The organism is Bradyrhizobium aeschynomenes (assembly GCF_013178945.1).
GTDB lineage: Bacteria > Pseudomonadota > Alphaproteobacteria > Rhizobiales > Xanthobacteraceae > Bradyrhizobium > Bradyrhizobium aeschynomenes.
In genome coordinates, this window is sequence record NZ_JABFDM010000004.1 from 265,500 (window position 1) to 283,713 (window position 18,214).

General features: G+C 66.1%; 17 protein-coding genes. 13 read left to right on the forward strand and 4 right to left on the reverse strand.

What is annotated here, in order from left to right; genetic code table 11:
* Positions 1–18: 18 nt before the first annotated feature.
* Positions 19–1,128, forward strand: coding sequence for an HD-GYP domain-containing protein (locus tag HL666_RS14190; RefSeq protein ID WP_172110514.1), 1,110 nt, complete (start codon positions 19–21; stop codon positions 1,126–1,128).
* A 21-nt stretch (positions 1,129–1,149) separates the two neighbouring features.
* Here the strand turns inward: HL666_RS14190 and HL666_RS14195 are convergent, their stop codons facing one another.
* Entirely contained in the window at positions 1,150–2,724 is a 1,575-nt protein-coding gene (locus HL666_RS14195) for an AMP-binding protein (RefSeq protein WP_172181998.1), read from the reverse strand.
* Positions 2,725–2,881: 157 nt separating this feature from the next.
* On the opposite strand from HL666_RS14195, the gene HL666_RS14200 reads away from it, so the two are divergent.
* On the forward strand, positions 2,882–3,706 hold the full coding sequence (locus tag HL666_RS14200) for an RnfABCDGE type electron transport complex subunit D (RefSeq protein ID WP_172182000.1): 825 nt from the start codon (positions 2,882–2,884) through the stop codon (positions 3,704–3,706).
* Complete coding sequence (locus HL666_RS14205; RefSeq protein ID WP_172182002.1) at positions 3,703–5,031, forward strand: DUF2330 domain-containing protein; 1,329 nt, start codon at positions 3,703–3,705, stop codon at positions 5,029–5,031. Before HL666_RS14200 ends, HL666_RS14205 begins: the two co-directional genes overlap by 4 nt.
* 19 nt (positions 5,032–5,050) lie before the next feature.
* On the opposite strand, the gene HL666_RS14210 is transcribed toward HL666_RS14205, so the two are convergent.
* Positions 5,051–5,461: a VOC family protein gene (locus HL666_RS14210; RefSeq protein WP_172182004.1), complete on the reverse strand. Its 411-nt coding sequence runs from the start codon at positions 5,459–5,461 to the stop codon at positions 5,051–5,053.
* Between the two features lie 124 nt (positions 5,462–5,585).
* Between HL666_RS14210 and HL666_RS14215 the strand changes: the two genes are divergently transcribed.
* From HL666_RS14215 to HL666_RS14240, 6 genes are all read left to right on the forward strand, one after another.
* Positions 5,586–6,560 carry a Bug family tripartite tricarboxylate transporter substrate binding protein gene (locus tag HL666_RS14215; protein WP_172110509.1) on the forward strand — a complete coding sequence of 325 codons (975 nt, stop codon included), beginning with the start codon at positions 5,586–5,588 and terminating at the stop codon, positions 6,558–6,560.
* A gap of 144 nt (positions 6,561–6,704) precedes the next feature.
* Positions 6,705–7,004, forward strand: coding sequence for a DUF3551 domain-containing protein (locus HL666_RS14220; RefSeq protein WP_172110508.1), 300 nt, complete (start codon positions 6,705–6,707; stop codon positions 7,002–7,004).
* A 128-nt stretch (positions 7,005–7,132) separates the two neighbouring features.
* Positions 7,133–7,750 (forward strand): hypothetical protein, encoded by a 618-nt coding sequence (locus tag HL666_RS14225; RefSeq protein WP_172110507.1) that lies wholly within the window; start codon positions 7,133–7,135, stop codon positions 7,748–7,750.
* Positions 7,737–8,117, forward strand: a complete 381-nt coding sequence (locus HL666_RS14230) for a winged helix-turn-helix domain-containing protein (protein WP_172182006.1) — start codon at positions 7,737–7,739, stop codon at positions 8,115–8,117. Before HL666_RS14225 ends, HL666_RS14230 begins: the two co-directional genes overlap by 14 nt.
* A 36-nt stretch (positions 8,118–8,153) precedes the next feature.
* Positions 8,154–8,897, forward strand: a complete 744-nt coding sequence (locus tag HL666_RS14235) for a di-trans,poly-cis-decaprenylcistransferase (protein ID WP_172110505.1) — start codon at positions 8,154–8,156, stop codon at positions 8,895–8,897.
* Between the two features lie 69 nt (positions 8,898–8,966).
* Positions 8,967–10,913: a tetratricopeptide repeat protein gene (locus tag HL666_RS14240; RefSeq protein ID WP_172182008.1), complete on the forward strand. Its 1,947-nt coding sequence runs from the start codon at positions 8,967–8,969 to the stop codon at positions 10,911–10,913.
* Here HL666_RS14240 and HL666_RS14245 read toward each other — a convergent pair whose 3' ends face one another.
* Together HL666_RS14245 and HL666_RS14250 are read right to left on the reverse strand one after the other, a co-directional pair.
* Positions 10,914–12,128, reverse strand: a complete 1,215-nt coding sequence (locus HL666_RS14245; RefSeq protein WP_246741542.1) for a helix-turn-helix transcriptional regulator — start codon at positions 12,126–12,128, stop codon at positions 10,914–10,916.
* A gap of 239 nt (positions 12,129–12,367) precedes the next feature.
* A complete protein-coding gene (locus HL666_RS14250) occupies positions 12,368–12,790 on the reverse strand; it encodes a GFA family protein (protein WP_172110503.1) in 423 nt (140 codons plus the stop codon).
* Between the two features lie 239 nt (positions 12,791–13,029).
* On the opposite strand from HL666_RS14250, the gene HL666_RS14255 reads away from it, so the two are divergent.
* The 4 genes from HL666_RS14255 (at position 13,030) to rbbA (ending at position 18,214) form a co-directional block, all read left to right on the forward strand.
* Positions 13,030–14,031 (forward strand): helix-turn-helix transcriptional regulator, encoded by a 1,002-nt coding sequence (locus HL666_RS14255; protein ID WP_172110502.1) that lies wholly within the window; start codon positions 13,030–13,032, stop codon positions 14,029–14,031.
* A gap of 12 nt (positions 14,032–14,043) precedes the next feature.
* Positions 14,044–14,256, forward strand: a complete 213-nt coding sequence (locus HL666_RS14260) for a hypothetical protein (protein ID WP_172182010.1) — start codon at positions 14,044–14,046, stop codon at positions 14,254–14,256.
* A gap of 116 nt (positions 14,257–14,372) precedes the next feature.
* Positions 14,373–15,476 (forward strand): HlyD family secretion protein, encoded by a 1,104-nt coding sequence (locus tag HL666_RS14265; RefSeq protein WP_172182012.1) that lies wholly within the window; start codon positions 14,373–14,375, stop codon positions 15,474–15,476.
* On the forward strand, positions 15,473–18,214 hold the full coding sequence (rbbA, locus tag HL666_RS14270; RefSeq protein ID WP_172182014.1) for a ribosome-associated ATPase/putative transporter RbbA: 2,742 nt from the start codon (positions 15,473–15,475) through the stop codon (positions 18,212–18,214). The genes HL666_RS14265 and rbbA overlap by 4 nt, the downstream gene beginning before the upstream one ends.

An 18,214-nucleotide genomic window follows, 5' to 3' on the forward strand; every position in this document is an offset into this window, starting at 1 on the left:
CCGCAGGGGCGAGCACGTATGAGCGCGACAGCCAAGCAGACCGTGACCCAGACCGCGACCAGGCGCCATCTCCTGCTCGCGTCCGATCGCGGCGATCAGAGCAGCGAGCTGGCGCGCATCCTGCGCTCGGTTGGCGACGTCGACCTGATGCCGACCACCGACATTCCCGAGAACCCCGGCAACCGCTTCTCGGGCGTCATCGTCGACATCAACCTGCGCTCGCCGGAAAGCGTGCAGCGGGTGCGCAAGAAGCTGTCATCGCGTGCCTATAGCGAGGTGCCCCGCCTGTTCGTTCTCGCCGAGGCGCTGCACCACGCCACCATGCAGGCGTGGGCGCTCGGCGCCACCGACACGATCGCGCGTCCGTTCAGCCCCGCCGACGTGCTGCAGCGCATCCGCTCGGCGCTTCCCGCCGACGACGGCTATGACGAGACCGATCGCGGCAAGCTGCTCAATCGCGGCATCGAGGCGGCCCAGGCCGTCATGGTCAAGATCTTCGAGAAGCTGCCCACGGGGGCCCATCTGACGATGGAGGACATCGTCGCGGCCGAGAACAAGATCCTGAAGGCGATCAAGCACTCCTCGCTGCGCGAGTGGATGACGGTGGTCGGCTGCCATCACAACGACACCTATCGGCATTGCCTGTTCGTGACCGGCCTCGCCGTCGGCTTCTCGGTCCATCTCGGCATGCGCGACGATGACCAGCGCCGGCTGGTCCGTGCTGCGCTGCTGCACGACGTCGGCAAGGCGTTCATTCCGGTCGCGATCCTGGACAAGCAGGGCAAGCTGACCGCCGAGGAGATCGCGCTGCTGCGCCAGCATCCGCGCCGCGGCTACGAGGCGCTATGGCGGCAGGGCGGCTTCCCGCCGGAGATGCTCGACGTGATCCTGCACCACCACGAGTTCCTCGACGGCTCCGGCTATCCCGACGCGCTGCATAACGAGCAGATCAGCGACATCGTGCGGCTGACGACGATCGTCGACATCTATGCGGCTCTGATCGAGAACCGCGCCTACCGGCCGGCCTTCACCCATGCGCGCGCGTTCCAGATCATGGAGAACATGGGGCCGAAGCTCGACCAGCAGCTGTTGCAGGCGTTCCGCCCGGTCGCCATGGGCGCGCATTAGGACGCGCGCCGCAACCTAGGTTCAATCCAGCAGCTTGCGCAGCTCGGCTTTCGCGACCTTCTCCAAGGTCGAGCGCGGCATTTCCTCGACCAGCTTCACCTCGCGCGGCACCTTGAAGTCGGCCAGGCCGGCGCGGCAGGCCGCCAGCACCTTCTCAGCCAGGTCCTCGCGCGCGGCGCCGGCCTGCGGGATGACGAACGCCACCGGGACCTCGTCGAGCATCGGGTGCTTCTTGGCGACGACGGCGGTCTCGCGCACGCCGGGGACGGTGATGATCACCTGCTCGATCTCGGACGCCGCGACGTTCTCGCCGCCGACCTTGAGCATGTCCTTGGTGCGGTCGCCGAACTTGATGAAGCCGTTGGCAAGGCGCGTGACGCGGTCGCCGGTGAGGAAGAAGCCATCGGCATCGAAGCTCGTTCGCGTTGCCTCCTCGTTGTAGAGATATTCGGCGAACAGCGACAGGCCCGGCACGCCCTTGATGGCGAGATTGCCGGTGTCGCCGACCTCGGTCGACCGGCCGTCGTCGTCGGTGATGCGGATGGTGTATTCCGGCGCGGCGCGGCCGATCGACATCGGCGTGTTCGGCTGGTCGATCTCGCCGACGATGCCGTGGGTGATGGTTTCGGTCATGCCCCACCAGCCGATGATCTTGATGCCGAATTTGGCGAAGGCGGGCGGCTCCGATGCGGCGGTGCCCCACAGCCGGAACTTGTGATTCCTCGGTACGTCCTGGTCGAGCAGCGCCTTCATGCAGAACGGAATGGTCGAGGTCCAGGTGCAGCCATGCTCCACCGCCACCGGCCAGAAGCGGCTGGCCGAGAAGCGCGGTTGGATCACGCAGGTGGCGCCGACCCACAGGCTCGCGAGCATCGAATATGCGAGGGCGTTGGTGTGGAATAGCGGCAGATAGGTCTGATGGACGTCGCCCTGATGCAGGTCCTCGTGAACCGCATTGACCTTGGCGCCCCACAGCGCGTTGGCATGCGTCCATAACACCGCCTTCGGCCGCGACGTCGTGCCCGACGTGTATTGCACGCTGCACGGCGCGAGCGGATCGATCGCACGCCGTGGCCGGTCGGCGCTGTCGGAAAACAGCGTCTCGAACCGCTCGCCCGCGCCGACCGTTGTCGCCTCAGCCTGTCCCGGATCATGCGAGATCACCGCAAGCCAGCGGATGTCGCGGCAATGCGCTGCGATCATCTCGGCATAAGACGGCTGGGTGATTGCGGCCACCGCGTGGCAGTGCCCGGCGAAGTAGCTCATCTCGGCCGCGGCCGAGCGCGTGTTGGTGGTGACCGCCAGCGCGCCGAGCTCGACGCAGGCGAACCAGGCCAGCATCGCCTCGACGCAATTGTCGAGATGGATCAGCACCGCGTCGCCCGGCTTGATGCCGCGCTTGACGAGGCCTGCGGCGAGCGCGCCGACCCGGTCGTGGAATTCGCCATAGGTCCAGCGACGCGCGCGCGCCTCGAACGGAGCCCAGATCAGGAAGGGATGATCGCGCCGCGTCTCGCTGCGGAGCTTCAGGAGCCAGGGCACGTCCATGCCGTCGAACGGCATCACTGTGCCGGGTGCGATCGTCGTTGCGTTCATCTTGGCTCCGCTGTTCTTGTCCGCGGCCCGTCCCGGCCGCTTTCTCCCGATGTTGCTCCACCTTTTGCCATCCGGCGGCGTCGCGATCAAATCCGGATTGAACCGCCTTCCTTCCGGGCGCGACCAATGGCGCGGCAAAACTTGTCCGGAGGTTCGCATGCAGGCCCTGGCACGACCACGGCGGCTGCCCGATGCCCGCTATTTCCAGATCGCGGCATTGACTACGCTGCTCGTGATCAATTTCGCATTGATCGATTTCGGCGCGCGACCTGCGGCCAGCGTCATCGCGATCGCGACCGCACTGCTGACGCAGCTGATCGGCTGTCGTCTCTCCGGTCTGCCGCTCGACCTGAAATCGCCTTTGATCACCGGCCTGTCGCTCAGCCTGCTGTTGCGCGCGGATGCGCTGTGGCTGCATGCGGCCGCCGCCGTCATCGCCATCGGCTCGAAATTCGTGCTGCGCATCGACGGCAAGCACGTCTTCAATCCGGCGGGCCTTGCGATCGTGGTGCTGCTGTTCAGCTCCAGCGGCGTGTGGATCTCGCCCGGCCAATGGGGCACCGAGATCTGGTTCGCGAGCCTCGCCGGCCTGTTTGCCGTTCTCGTTCTCAGTGCTTCCCACCGGGTGGATATCGCGATCTACTTTCTGGCGTCGCATGCCGCGCTGCTGCTGCTGCGAGCCACTTGGCTCGGCGATCCCCTGGTCATTCCGCTGCATCAGCTGCAGAGCGGCTCGCTGCTCATCTTCACGTTCTTCATGATCTCCGATCCGCGCACGACGCCGGATTCCCGCGCCGGCCGGCTGCTGTTCGCGGCAGCGGTCGCGGTGACCGCGCATTACCTCGCCTTCGTCCTGCAGATGCGGCCCGCGCTCTATGTCGCCCTGATCGCGCTGTCGCCGCTGACGCTGGTGCTCGACCGGCTGATTCCCGCTGCCCGCTTTTCCTGGCGTCCGTCTGTTCTCAAGGGAGTGTCGACATGACCCTGCGTACCAGCAAACTCTTCCGCACCAGCGTGGCGGCCGCTGCGATCCTCGCCCATGCGGCGACCGCACCGGCCCATGCGTTCTGCGGCTTCTATGTCGCGCAGGCCGACGCCAAGCTGTTCAATCAATCCTCGAAGGTCGTGCTGGCCCGTGATGGCCAGCAGACCGCGATCACCATGGCCAGCGATTTCGAGGGCGACGTGAAGGAGTTCGCGGTCGTCGTTCCCGTGCCGACCTTCATCGAGCGCAAGCAGATCGGCGTGGTCGAGCCGAAGACGATCGACCATCTCGACAAATACACCGCGCCGCGGCTGGTCGAATATCACGATGCGGATCCGTGTGCGCCGGTCGTGGTTGCGGCGCGGGCGATGCCGGCGGCGCCGATGATGGCGGGAGCGGTCCAAGAGATGGCCCGGCGGGATTACGGCGTCACCATCGAGGCCAGCTACGACGTCGCCGAATACGACGTGCTGATCCTGTCGGCGCAGGAGAGCGACGGCCTGACGCGCTGGCTGACCGACAACGACTATCGCATTCCGCAAGGTGCGGAGGCCGTGCTCGGCAGCTACATCAAGCAGGGCATGCGGTTCTTCGTCGCCAAGGTCAATGTCGAGCGCATGAACAGCCTCGGCACCGGTCAGCTTCGACCGCTGCAGGTGCGCTACCAGAGCGCCAAGTTCATGGTGCCGCTGCGGCTCGGCACGGTCAACGCGAAGGGGCCGCAAGACCTGATCATCCTCGCGCTGACCAGGAGCGGCCGCATCGAGGCCGCCAACTACCGCACCGTGAAGATCCCCTCCGACATCGACGTGCCGCTGTATGTGAAGAACGAGTTCGGCCCGTTCTACAAGGCGCTGTTCGAGCGCGCCGTGGCGCGCGAGAACATGCAGGCGGTGTTCGTCGAATACGCCTGGGATCTGGCCTGGTGCGATCCCTGCGCCGCCGATCCGATGAGCAACAAGGAACTGGTCGAGCTCGGCGCGCGCTGGATCGGAGGCGACGGCGACGTTGCGTTCCGCGCGAACCGGCGCGGCGGCGGCTCTGACGCCTACGTCACCCGGCTGCATGTGCGCTATGACGCCAAGTCCTTTCCCGAGGATATCGTCTTCGTCGAGACCAAGGACCGCGCCAATTTCCAGGGCCGCTATGTGCAGCACCATCCCTGGCGCGGGGAGGCGACATGCGAGGCGGCCAAAGCCTACCGGAACGGTCTCACCGCCCGCTTCGCCAAGGAAGTCGACAACGTCGCATCCCTCACCGGCTGGTCGCGCGGCGACATCGTCGAGAGAATGGCACGGAGCGGCGAGACGCTCGCGAAGTAGCCGCCGCAGTCGCGGGAGCTCAGTCCTGGTAGGACGAAATCTCGATCAGGCTGCCGTCGGGGTCCCGGCAATAGACCGAGCGCAGGGTGCCGCGGGCTCCCTGCTTGTCGACCGGGCCTTCCTCGATTGCGACGCCGAGCGCCTGCAGATGCGCCACGACCTCGTCCGGCGTGCTCGTGGTCAGGAAACAGAGGTCGTCGCTTCCCGCCATCACATGATCGGCCGTGAACCAGTCGACCCTGTCCGCGTCCTTCGGTCGCACGTTGATCTTCTGGTTCCCGAACAGCAGAGACGTTCGCTTCGTTCGGCCCTTGCCGGGGTCCGACACCTGCAACCTCATGCCCAGGACTTTCTGGTACCAGGCGGTCGTGCGCTCCACGTCGGCGACATTGATGACGAGATGATCGAGCGCATCGATCTTGACCGGCATGGGCTCTTCCTTTCCTGGTAGACCTTCCGATGAAACGTCGAACTCGCCGCAACCGCGGCATTCTGCTATGATCCGGGTCGGCGGTTCGTTAACGAACGCTCAACGACAATATCCGAGGAAACGTATGATTTCACGCCGTGCCGCGCTTGGTCTTCTCGCCTCCGCCGTTCCGTCCATCGCCGCCATTCGTTCTGCATCTGCGGCGGACTACCCGACCCGCCCAGTCCGTTTCGTGGTGGGCTATCCTCCGGGCGGTGCAACCGACATCCTGGCGCGGCTGATCGGCCAGCGTCTGTCCGAGACGCTCGGCCAGCAGTTCGTGGTCGAGAACAAGCCGGGCGCCGGCAACAACATCGGAACCGAGTCGGTCGTGAATGCAGCCGCCGACGGCTACACGCTGCTGCTGGTCAATCCGGCGAACTACATCAATGCCAGCCTCTATACCAACCTCAAGTTCAACTTCGTGCGCGACATCGCGCCGGTCGCCTCGTTCAATCGCGTGCCGAACGTGATGACCGTCAACAGCGACATCAAGGCCAAGAACGTGGCCGAGTTCATCGCCTATCTGAAAGAAAATCCGGGCAAGGTGAACATGGCCTCGTCCGGCAACGGCACCTCGGTGCATCTGTCGGGCGAGATGTTCATGGCCATGACCGGCACCAAGATGCAGCATGTGCCGTATCGCGGCGCCGCCCCCGCCATCACCGACATGCTGGGCGGCCAGGTCCAGGTCATCTTCGACAATATGCCCTCGATCATCCAGCACATCCGCTCGGGCTCGCTACGCGCGCTCGGCGTCACCACCCAGGAACGCTCGGCGCTCTTGCCCGACGTGCAGGCCATCGCCGACACCGTGCCGGGCTATGAGGCGAGCGCGCTGTTCGGCGTCGGAGCGCCGAAGAACACGCCGAAGGAGATCGTCGAGAAGCTGAACAAGCAGATCAACGTGATCCTTGCCGAGCCCGACATCAAGAAGCGCCTGGTCGATCTCGGCGGCGATCCGTTGATCCAGACGCCGGAGCAGTTCGGCGCCCAGGTGGCTGCCGAGACCGACAAGTGGAAGAAGGTGGTCGAGTTCGCCGGCCTGAAGCTGGATTGATCCGCGGCTGCGGCTGTTCCCAACGGTGATGACGTGCCTCGGCTGCGACACGTCATCGCCAAGCTTGGTGATCCACTCCGCCAGTTCGTCGTTATTTAACCATGTCAGTGTGATGCAATCTTCCCGCCAGAAGAGGAACAGATCATGCGCAAGGTGATGATGATGGCGACCGGCATCGTCGGCGTCGCATTCGTCAGCGGCGGCGACGTCACGCCCGCCGTGGCCGGAGGCTACGACTATCCCTGGTGTGTGCAGGGCAGGGGCGTCGGCTACCCCGGCGACTGCTCCTATCAGACCTTCGAGCAATGCCGGGCCAGCGCCTCCGGCCGCAACGCCGGTTGCGGCATCAACCCCCGCGTGGCGTTCAATTCGGATCGTCGCGGGCCCTCCGTCTATGTCGACATGCCGCCGCCGCGGCGGGTGCACCGCTATAATCCCTACTGAGCGTGGCTGAAGCTCCCTCGTCGGTGCCCGCGAGGCATCCCGCGGCCGCGCGAGGGTTGCGCAGACTTTGCGGGCGTGTATACTTTGTACTGCAAAGTTAACGCGCCTCATGCGGCGCCGGGTAGGACATGCGCGACCTCGACAAGGCGCTCGCCGACATCATCGCGATCCGCAGCCAGCTCGCGGCTGGCACGGCTTTTCGCGGCTATGGTCCGGCGACGATGGCCGCGACCGCCGCAGTCGCGCTTGCGACCGCCTCGATCCAGCAGATCGTGCTGCGCGACCCCACGGCGGAGCCGCTGACCTTCCTGCTCGGCTGGGCGGCCGCGGCCTGCTTGTCGCTGACGATGATCTGGATCGAGATGCGGGCGCGCTCGCGCCGGCATCATTCCGGTCTTGCCGATGCGATGATCCATCAGGCGGTCGAGCAGTTTCTCCCCGCGGGAATCGCCGGCGTGTTGCTGGCAGTGCTGCTGTGGAAGTTCGCGCCGGAAGCGCTGTGGATGCTCCCCGGCCTGTGGCAGATCCTGACGTCGCTCGGCGTGTTCGCTTCGGTGCGCTCGCTGCCGCGGACCGTCGCGCTGGCTGGCGCGTTCTACTTCCTGGCCGGTTTCGCGGTGCTGCTGCTCGGCAGCGTCACTCATTCGTTGTCGCCTTGGACCATGGGCCTGCCCTTCGCGGTCGGTCAGGCGCTGATGGCAGGCATTTTGTATTTTGCCACCGGAGACTCCGATGTCGAAGACTGACGGCAGTGCGCCGTTTTCCTATGACGGGCTCGACCGTGTCATCCACGAGAAGGCGCGACTCGGCCTGCTCACCTCGCTGATGGCGCATCCGAAAGGCCTCGCCTTTGCCGACCTCAAACAGCTCTGCGGCCTGACCGACGGCAATCTCTCGCGTCATCTGCAGGTGCTGCAGGAGGCCGGCCTGGTGGAGGTCAGCAAGGGGTACGAGGGTAACCGGCCGCACACCACCTGCCGGCTGACCAAGGCCGGACGCCGCCGGTTCCTGGACTATCTCGCCGTGCTCGAACGTCTCGTCCGCGACGCAGCCGCGGCGGCCGGCAACGAGCACGCGCCATCCTCGGTCGGCTTCATGCCGGGCCGCGCCTGAACATCTCACTGCATTTTTTTGACCTGGAGCTTTGCAATGCAAAGTAGTCTGCAACCTAAATCGCCTGCTCCGGTGGACGGCCTGCATGTCGGCATCATCATGGATGGCAACGGCCGCTGGGCGACGCGCCAGGGCCTGTCGCGGCTGCGCGGCCATGAGGCGGGCGTCGAGGCGATCCGCCGCGTGGTCGAAGCCGCCCCCGACCAGGGGGTCGGCACGCTGACGCTGTATGCCTTTTCCAGCGACAACTGGCGGCGCCCCCGCGCCGAGGTCGCCGCCTTGATGGCGCTGCTGCGGGTCTATCTCGCCAGCGAGGTGGACTCACTCGTGCGCAATGGCGTCCGTCTCACCGTGATCGGCCGCCGCGACCGCCTCCCGGGTGGCATCGCCGATGCGATCGGCCGCGCCGAAGCGGCAACGCAGAGCGGTCGCACGCTGCATCTGCGCATCGCCGTCGACTACTCCGCCCGTGATGCGATTCTCAATGCCGCGGCCAAGGCACGCGACGCCGGCGGGCTCACGCGCGAGGCGTTCTCCGACCTCGTGACGGGAGAGGCGGGCCTGCGCGACGTCGACCTGATCATCCGGACCTCCGGCGAGCAGCGGCTGTCCGACTTCCTGCTCTGGGAGGGCGCCTATGCCGAGCTGCATTTCACGCAGCGCATGTGGCCCGACTTCGATGCCGGCGACCTCGCGCAGGCGCTGGCCTCGTTCCGCGGCCGGGAACGCCGCTTTGGCGGCCTTGACGCGGTGCCGCTGGCGCCGGCACCGGTTTCCTGACGCCTGCACAATCTTTCCGCGCATCGGGGAATCATCTACCGCTGGCAGCACGAGCGCAGAGATTCCGCGATGAAGCACAAGCCGCGCCGGCCCGCCGGCACATCTCCGGGCAAATCCGGATCGTCGCGCCATGGCGATACCACCGATGCGCTGTGCGCCGCGGCGTTGCGGCTGCTGCGGGCAGGCCAGCTGGCGCAGGCCGAGGACGCCTGCCGCCGCGCGCTGACGCTGGATGCGGCTTCGATCGATGCGCTTCATGCGATGGGACAGGTCTGCCTCGCGCTCAAGCGTGCCGATGACGCCATCGCGTGGTTCGCCCGTGCGATCAGGCAGAACATCTCCGCGTCGCCTTCGTTCGTCGGCCTCGCGCAGGCGCTCCGGCTCGGCGGTCGACTCGACGAAGCCATCAAGGCCTATGATCGCGCCCTGCAGCTCCAGCCCGATGCAATCGAGAGCTGGGATGCCCTCGGCGAGCTGCTGCAGCTGACGGGCCGCCATGCCGAAGCGGCGCTGGCCTGTGATCGCCTGCTGCAGCTCGCGCCTGATCGCGTCGCGACGTGGTTCCGCCTCGGCGAGGTGCTGGACGCCCAGGGCCGCCGCGACGAGGCGGCGCTGGCGTTCGACCAGGTGCTCGAGCTGACGCCCGATCATGTCGATGCGGCGAACAGAGCCGGCGCCGTCCATTTCGATGCAGGACGCTACGGCGAGGCGATCGCGCGTTTCGATCAGTCGCTTGCCGCTCAGCCCGATCAGCCCGGCGCTCTCTGCCTCAAGGGCATATCGCTGCGACGGCTGCGCCGCTATGACGAAGCGCATGCGAGCGGCCAGCGCGCGCACGCATTGTCGCCGGCCGATCCCGACATTGCCAACAGCTATGGCTGCATCCTGCAGAATCTCGGCCGTCACGACCAGGCCGTCGCCGCGTTCGACAAGGCGATCGCGATCCGGCCGCAGGTCGCTGACTTTCACAACCATCGCGGCACGTCGCTGGCTGAATTGCACCGCTTCGACGAGGCCTTTGCCAGCTTCGAGCGCGCGGTCGCGCTGAAGCCGGACCTTGCCGACGCGCATTGGAACGCGGCGCTATTCCGGTTGCTGACCGGCGACTTTGCGCGTGGCTGGGCGGCGCGTGAATGGGGGCGGAAATGTCGCGCCGTCGGCTTCGTGGAGCGCTGCTTCGACGTGCCGATGTGGCTCGCCGACGCGCCGCTCGCGGGCAAGACGATCCTGCTCCATAGCGACGAGGGACTGGGCGACACGATTCAGTTCGCCCGCTACGCAACGATGGTCGCGGCCGAGGGCGCGCGCGTCGTGCTCGAGGTCGACGGCGTGCTGCAGCCCCTGATGTCCGGCATCAAGGGTGTCGCGCAATGTCTGGCCCGCGGCATCGATGCGCTGCCGGTCATCGACTATCATTGTCCGCTGTCGAGTCTGCCGCTCGCCTTCGCGACCCGCCTCGACACCATCCCCGCCGCGCCGTGCTACCTGCCACGCCCGCCGGCGGAGCGCTGCGAGCGGTGGGAGCAGCGGCTCGGGCCGCACGATCGGATGCGCGTCGGGCTGGTCTGGTCCGGCAACCCGATGCATCTCAACGACCACAACCGCTCGATGGCGTTGGCGAGGCTCGCGCCGCTGCTCGCCTTGGATGCGCAGTTCGTCAGCCTGCAGAAGGACCCGCGGCCGGCGGACAAGGCCATGCTCGCCGACCGACGCGACATTCTCGATCTCACCGCTGACATCCGCGACTTCGTCGATACAGCGGCGCTGATCGACAGATTGGACCTCGTCGTGACGGTCGACACCAGCGTCGCGCATCTCGCCGGCGCGCTCGGCAAGCCGACCTGGGTCATGCTCCCCTACACGCCGGACTATCGCTGGCTGCTCGGTCGCGCCGACAGTCCCTGGTATCCGAGCGTGCGGCTGTTCCGTCAGGACGAACACCGCGACTACGAGACGGTGGTCGCTCGCGTTCACGACGCGCTGGCGCAACAGATCGCGGCCTTCTCGGCGAATTAGCTAGGGATCGGCATTCAGCAGCCCGACCGATATCTCATGGATGCGCCGCGTCAGCTCGGCAACGCTGCGCCATCCGGTCTTCTCCCGTGTGCGCTTCAGATGCGTATACACCGTCGTGACCTTGATGCCGCGATGCGCGGCATATTCGACCGCTGTCATGCCGGCGCTGAGTGCGCAGGCCAGTTGCGCTTCCGCCTTGGTCAGACCATGGAGATCCTGAAGCAGGTGCGTCGCCGGGCCGTCGCGCATCGGATCACGTACCAGCATCATCACTGCGGCAGCCGGACAATCTGTCCGGCGCCGGGAATGGTGCAAGGCGCGCAGCGATATCGTGCACGGCGGCAGGCCGTCCGGACGAGGGGCCAGGAAGTCGCGCGCGGCATCTGAGTCGGTCAGGCCGTCGGCGCTCACCGCCACGCTGAATGCGCGGGCGAAGCGATTGCGCAGGTCGGCCGAGCCGAAGAGAATGCCGCGACTGTCGATCCGGAACAGCCCGCTGCCCGTCGAGATCGCTTGCAGGCTCGGATTGAGGTAGACGATCTCGCCCTTCGGATCGAGCAGCGCGACGCCGTCCTTCAAGACATCGAGCGCGCGCGTGCCGATGTCGTGACCATACGCCGTGACGAGGCTGCCCCGCATTCTATGCGCGCGCTGCAGATGCGGCGTGAGGCGCTGCATCAGCGCAATGTCTGCCTTGCCGACATGTCCCTGCCGCGGCGTTCGTTGCAGTGTCAAGGCGACCATGCGCTGCGGCGACCGCTCCAGCACCGCCGAGAGAAAGTAGCGCAAGCCGGCACGCGGCAGAAACTCTGCATAGAACGGATCCCGGTCCATGGCGCTCTCGTCCATGACCTGATAGTCCCAGGACAGCTCGCCTTGTCGCTGCTTCAGCGCCGTGGGCAGGCGGGGATTGCGTGGCGCGAAATGGGCGAGGTAGTCGTCGCCCTCGGCCGGAGCGACGCCGCTGCTGCGGAACGTCACTGGCTGCCGGAGGATAGGGTCTATGACCTCGAAGGTGGCGCTTTCGGCGCCTGTCAGCTCCCGGACGCAATTCAGCGCACCGCCGATGCCGTCGGGTTCCGCAAAGCCTTGATAGATGGCGTCCAGCGCCCGCGAATAGAGCTCGCTCTGCACGATGACCTCGCTGCCATGACCGGGAAAAGGCGTGCCGGTCTGACCTGTCAACCCTGACGCGCGGACGATATTCCCATTCATGGGTCGCCGCCCAGCGCGCGAGGTTCATCGCGCAGCTTCGGCGCGAAGCCGCGTGATCGGCGGGCACGCCAGGATTATCAAACGCGAGATGCTGCACAGGGGTGCTTCGTATCTCTGCAGACGAGTGATGAGGGGCCCGGGTTCGTCGTGCTGTGACGGCTGTCGGTGACACCCGACCATGCGACGGTAGCGCGCCGAAGCCCTGAAGCCCGGGAGCTACAGGGCCCGGCATCGCCGAACTACTCCGCGACGGTTTCGCCCGAGCCGCCGAACTCGCGCGGAAAGTCCTTCAGCTTCGGCAGGCCGTCGCGCATCGGCAGCACGGTTTCGGCATAGTTCACGTGCACAGCCGGCTTGAAGTCGAGATCCGGAAGCGTCGCAACGAACACGTCGACGAGCCCGAGCGGCGGATGATTGGTCATCAGATGACCGCCGCACTTCGCGCAGTACTGCCGCTGGCTCAGCGGCGTCTTCGCAAACATCGCCACGTGCTCGCTGCCCGATGTGATCCTGACCGCGTCGGGCTTCCACAAGCTGAAAGCATTCACGGGCCCGCCCGACCACGAGCGGCAGGAGCGGCAGTGACAATAGCCCATCGCTTCCGGTGCTCCAGATACCTCGACTTCAACCGCTCCGCAAAAACATCGTCCAGCAAGTGTCATCATCGTCCTCGTTGGTTGTAGGTCCCAGCGGACGGCATCACTCCTCGATCTTGGCGTCTTGGCCGTCCGCGACGATCGCCAAGGCTGACACGACCACGCGTGATCCAGTTCACATTCGGCAATCCTGCGCTGCGCCACATCCCCTGATGAGAGGACGCCGCCTTCGCGGTGATGGCGCTATCGACTCCGGCATCGAAGCGTCATCCCAGGTCTCAGTTTCAAAGGTTCCGAGTGATCGCATGTCAGACCTCAACCCTCGAATCGTCGAATTCTCGACCGACCAGATCCCCGAGGGGGAGCGCGCGGCGTTCTGGCGCGAGCACTACGGTCAGGTCATGCTCCGCGTCGATTTCGAGCCCGCGCCGGATGTCGCATTCAACGCGCGAAATCGGGCGCTGACCTTGCCGGGCCTGCAGCTGCTCGATGCCTGGGCCACTCCGGCGCGGATCTCCCGGTCCGGCCGCTATCTCGCCGACGGCGCCGACAACGTCATCCTCGCGATCAACCGCCAGGGCACCGCCTTCGTCGAGGCTGCAGGGCAGACGCGCGAGCTGCCTGAGGGGGAGGCTGCCATCCTCAGCGGCGCCGATGCATGCGCGTTTCATCGTGCGAGCAATGGTCGGTCGTTCACCCTGCTGATGCCGCGAGTCATGATCGAGGCAGCCGACGTCAGCGTCGAGGACGCAGTGATGCGGCAGATGCCGGCCGATCGGGGCGCGCTGCGATTGCTCGACCACTATGCGAGCTGGCTCATGGCGAGCGGCGGCGCGATCGACGCGCAACTGCTCAATATGTCTGTGCGTCACATTATGGACCTGCTTGCGCTCTCGATCGGGCCGGCAGCCGATCTGGCCGAAACGATGCGCGCGAGAGGATTGCGTGCAGCACGGTTGAGGCTCGCCAAATCGTTCCTCGTCGCCAACAGCCGGCGCCGCGACATGTCGGTGGCGGTGGTCGCGACCAAGCTGAACGTCACGCCGCGTTACCTGCAGCGCCTGTTCGAGATCGACGGCACCACCTTCTCCGCGTTCCTGTCGGGTGTGCGACTGGCGAATGCGCATCGCATGTTGTGCGATCCGGCTCATGGCCAGCTGGCGATCGCCAGCATCGCCTATGACGTCGGTTTCGGCGATCTCTCGCACTTCAATCGCTCGTTCCGCCGCCAGTATGGACTCACCCCGCGGGAGGTCCGGGGCGATTGCGGCGGCAACCGCGCGCTGCCGATCGCACGCATGTCCTGAACGGAAGGCGCCATGACGTCCAAGATGATCGCGCTGAGGATTCTCGATGGCATCTTCATGGCGGCCACCGGCTTTGTCCTGCTGGTCATCGCCGGTCTGCCGATCGCGTGGATGCTTGCCCTGCTCGACATGTCGCTGCGCGAATTCCAGGCATTCGCCTTGTTCGTCATCTTCAGCAGCCTGCTGCTGATCCATGCGATCGCGACATCCGATTCCGCGCCGTAAACCAAACGTGATCCCCAACGTCGGTAGTGCGCGCGGCGCCAATTGAGCTGTGTCAACGGATTCCCGAGGGCTTGTGGCAAACGAGGCGCCTGCTTCAGCGAACAAGGCCTCTCGGAATGGATCCACAGGATACTCGGCTCGCGGATGACGAACGGCCCGTTCAGCAGGTGCGTGCGGAAGCCGTCGCTCTTGTTCCCGCGCCGGCGCTGCCGGTGGCCGTGGCGCATGAGCTGCCGCCGAAGCGACGCATGTGGCCCCTCGTTGTGCTGCTCGTCCTTCTCGCCGGGGCTGCCGGAGGCGGCGGCTACGTCTGGTGGCAGCGCCTGCATCCCCCGCTGCCGCTCGGCATCAGCGTCAGCAATGGCAGGATCGAGGCCGACGAGATCGATATCGCGACCAAATATGCCGGCCGCGTCGCTGAACTCCGCGCCGATATCGGCGATCTCGTCGAGGCCGGGCAGATCGTGGCGCGCATGGACAGCAAGGAGCTGCAGCAGTCACTGTCCAAGGCCACGGCTCAGGCCGAGCAGGCCCAGCATGTCATCGATCAGGCCCGCGCCAGTCTCGCGCAATTGCGGGCTCAAAAGACGCTGGCTGAACAGGAGATGGATCGCACGCGCAGCCTGCTGCAGAACGGCTGGACGACGCGCGAGCTGGCCGACCAGCGGCAGCAGGCGCTCGACGCCGCCATCGCCGGCGTCGCCGGCGCGCAGGCGCGAATCTCGGAGGCCGAGCGCGGCCTGGAAGCGGCGCGTCACGACGTTGCGCTCTACACCGTCCAGATTGCCGACAACTCGCTGATCGCGCCGAAGGCCGGCCGCATTCAATATCGGCTCGCCAATGTGGGCGAGGTCCTGGGCGCCGGCGGCAAGGTCTTCACCATGCTCGACATCGGCTATGTCTATATCGACGTGTTCCTGCCGACCGAGGAGGTCGGCAAGATCAAGGTCGGGAGCGACGCCCGCATCGTGCTCGACGCCTATCCTGATCGTCCCATTCCTGCGAGGGTGGCGTTTGTAGCGAGCCAGGCGCAGTTTACGCCGAAGACGGTGGAGACCCGCAGCGAGCGCGACAAGCTGATGTTCCGCATCCGCGTACGCGTCGATGCGGACAGGCTGGCGGCGCATGCCGACGCGGTCAGAAGCGGGCTGCCGGGCGTCGCTTATGTGCGGTGGAACCCGGACGTCGCCTGGCCCGCGCGCCTGCAAGCCGCGCCATGAGCATCGCCGCGCCTCCGGTCGCGGTGGTGAGGCATCTGTCGCAGCACTATCGTGACGTCACTGCGCTCGACGACGTCTCGATCGCGCTTCCGTCGGGATGCGTGATCGGACTGATCGGGCCCGACGGCGTCGGAAAATCCTCGCTGCTGTCGATCCTGGCCGGCGCGCGCGCGATCCAGCGCGGAGAGATTGTCGTGCTCGGCGCCGACATGGCCGACCGGCGTGCGCGCGAGCAGGCCTGCCCGCGCATCGCCTACATGCCGCAAGGCCTTGGCAAGAATCTCTATCCCGATCTCAGCGTGCGCGAAAACATCGCATTCTTCGCGCGCCTGTTCGGCCAGTCTCGCGCCGAGCGCGATTGGCGCATCGCCGAACTGATGGAGGCGACCGCGCTGTCCGACTTTGCCGACCGGCCGGCGAAAAAGCTGTCCGGCGGCATGAAGCAGAAGCTCGGCCTGTGCTGCTCGCTGATCCACGATCCCGACCTCCTCATTCTCGACGAGCCGACGACGGGCGTCGATCCGCTGTCGCGCCGCCAGTTCTGGGATCTCATCGACCGCCTGCGGGCGCGCAGCGCCACGGCCATGAGCGTGGTGGTGGCGACCGCCTACATGGAGGAGGCCGAGCGTTTCGATTGGCTGATCGCGATGAACGACGGCCGCATTCTCGCGACCGGAACGCCAGCGGAGCTCAAGGCGCAGACCGCGGCGCAGACGATCGAGGATGCGTTCATTGCGCTGCTGCCGCCGGATGCGTCACGCCACCAGGCCGCGATGCCGGTCAAGACCGAGCTCGACCCCGATCACGAGATGGTCATCGTCGCGCGCGACCTGACCTGCCGTTTCGGCGACTTCACAGCCGTCGATCGCGTGAACTTCCAGATCCGCAAGGGCGAGATCTTCGGCTTCGTCGGCTCCAATGGTTGCGGCAAGACGACCACCATGAAGATGCTGACCGGGTTGCTGCCGCCGACCGCCGGCGAGGCGCTGATCTTCGGCCGCTCCATGGAGGCCGGCAATCACGAATCGCGCCGCCGTGTCGGCTACATGTCGCAGGCGTTCTCGCTCTATGGCGAGCTCACCGTGCGGCAGAACCTGGTGCTGCATGCGCGGCTGTTCCATCTGCCGCACGATTTCGCCGAGAAGCGGATCGCCGAACTGATCGATCGCTGCGACCTGACGGAGCATGTCGATGGTCTCGCCGCCGAGCTGCCGCTCGGCATCCGCCAGCGGCTGTCCCTCGCGGTGGCGGTCGTCCACGCGCCGGATCTGCTGATCCTCGACGAGCCGACCTCGGGCGTCGATCCCGTGGCGCGCAACCAGTTCTGGCGGCTGCTCATCGAGCTGTCGCGCAACGATGACATGACGATCTTCGTCTCCACGCACTTCATGAACGAGGCGGCGCGCTGCGACCGGCTGTCGCTGATGCATGACGGGCGCGTGCTGGCGACCGACACGCCGGACGGGCTGATCCGGGCGAAGGGCGCGCAGACGCTGGAGGACGCCTTCGTCGCGTTCCTCGAGCAGGACGCCGGCCTCGACGCGCCGCCGAAGATGCCGATCGACGCGAGCTCTCCGCCGGCGCCCGAGCGCAGGATCAGCGGCAAGCCCGCGCGGTTCAGCCTGCGCCGACTGTTCGCCTATACGATCCGCGAGGGCCTCGAGCTGGTGCGTGATCCGATCCGGCTGATGTTCGCGCTGTTTGGCACCGCCTTTCTGATGATCGTGTTCGGCGTCGGCATTTCCACCGATGTCAACGACCTCACCTTCGCAGCGCTCGATCGCGACCAGACGCCGGAGAGCCGCGCCTATCTCGCCGAGCTCAGGGGCTCGCCGTATTTCGTCGAGAAGCGGCCGCTCGTCGACTATGCCGATCTGGAGCGTCGGATGAAGGCCGGTGACATCATGGCCTCGATCGAGATCCCGCCGAATTTCGGCCTCGACATCAAGCGCGGCCGCACTGCATTCGTGTCGGCCTGGATCGACGGCTCGATGCCGTTCCGCGCCGAGACCATCCGCGGCTACCTCGAGGGCACGCATCAGCTCTATCTGGGCGATCCCGCCGTCAAGACCACCCGGCCCGCAGCCGCGTCGCCGGTCAACACCGAAATTCGCTTCAAGTACAACCAGGCCTTCAACAGCATCTATGCGATGGTCCCAACCACGATCGCGCTGCTGCTGGCGCTGTTCCCGGCGATCCTGATGGCGCTCGCGGTCGTTCGCGAGAAGGAACTCGGCTCGATCACCAATCTCTACGTGACGCCGGTGACGCGCCTGGAGTTTCTGCTCGGCAAACAGCTGCCCTATGTCGGCGTGGCGCTGGTCAACTTCGCCGTGATGTTCGGCATGGCCACCCTGCTGTTCAACGTCCCGCTCAGGGGAGCGATTCTGCCGCTGCTGACGGGCACGATCATCTACGTCTTCACGACGACGGCCTACGGCATGCTGATCTCGACCTTCTGCCGGACCCAGATCGCCGCGCTGTTCGGCACCGCGATCCTCACCGTTTTGCCGGCGACGCAGTTCTCCGGGATGCTGGTGCCGGTCTCGTCGCTGTCTGGCGTCGGCCGGATCATCGGGATGGGATTTCCCATGACCTACTTTCGTCCGATCAGCGTCGGCACCTTCACCAAAGGCCTGGGCTTTGCCGATCTTGGTGCCGACATCCTGATCCTGCTCGTCTTCATTCCGGTTTTGATCGGGCTCAGCCTCGTGCTGCTGCCCAAGCAGGACAGCTGA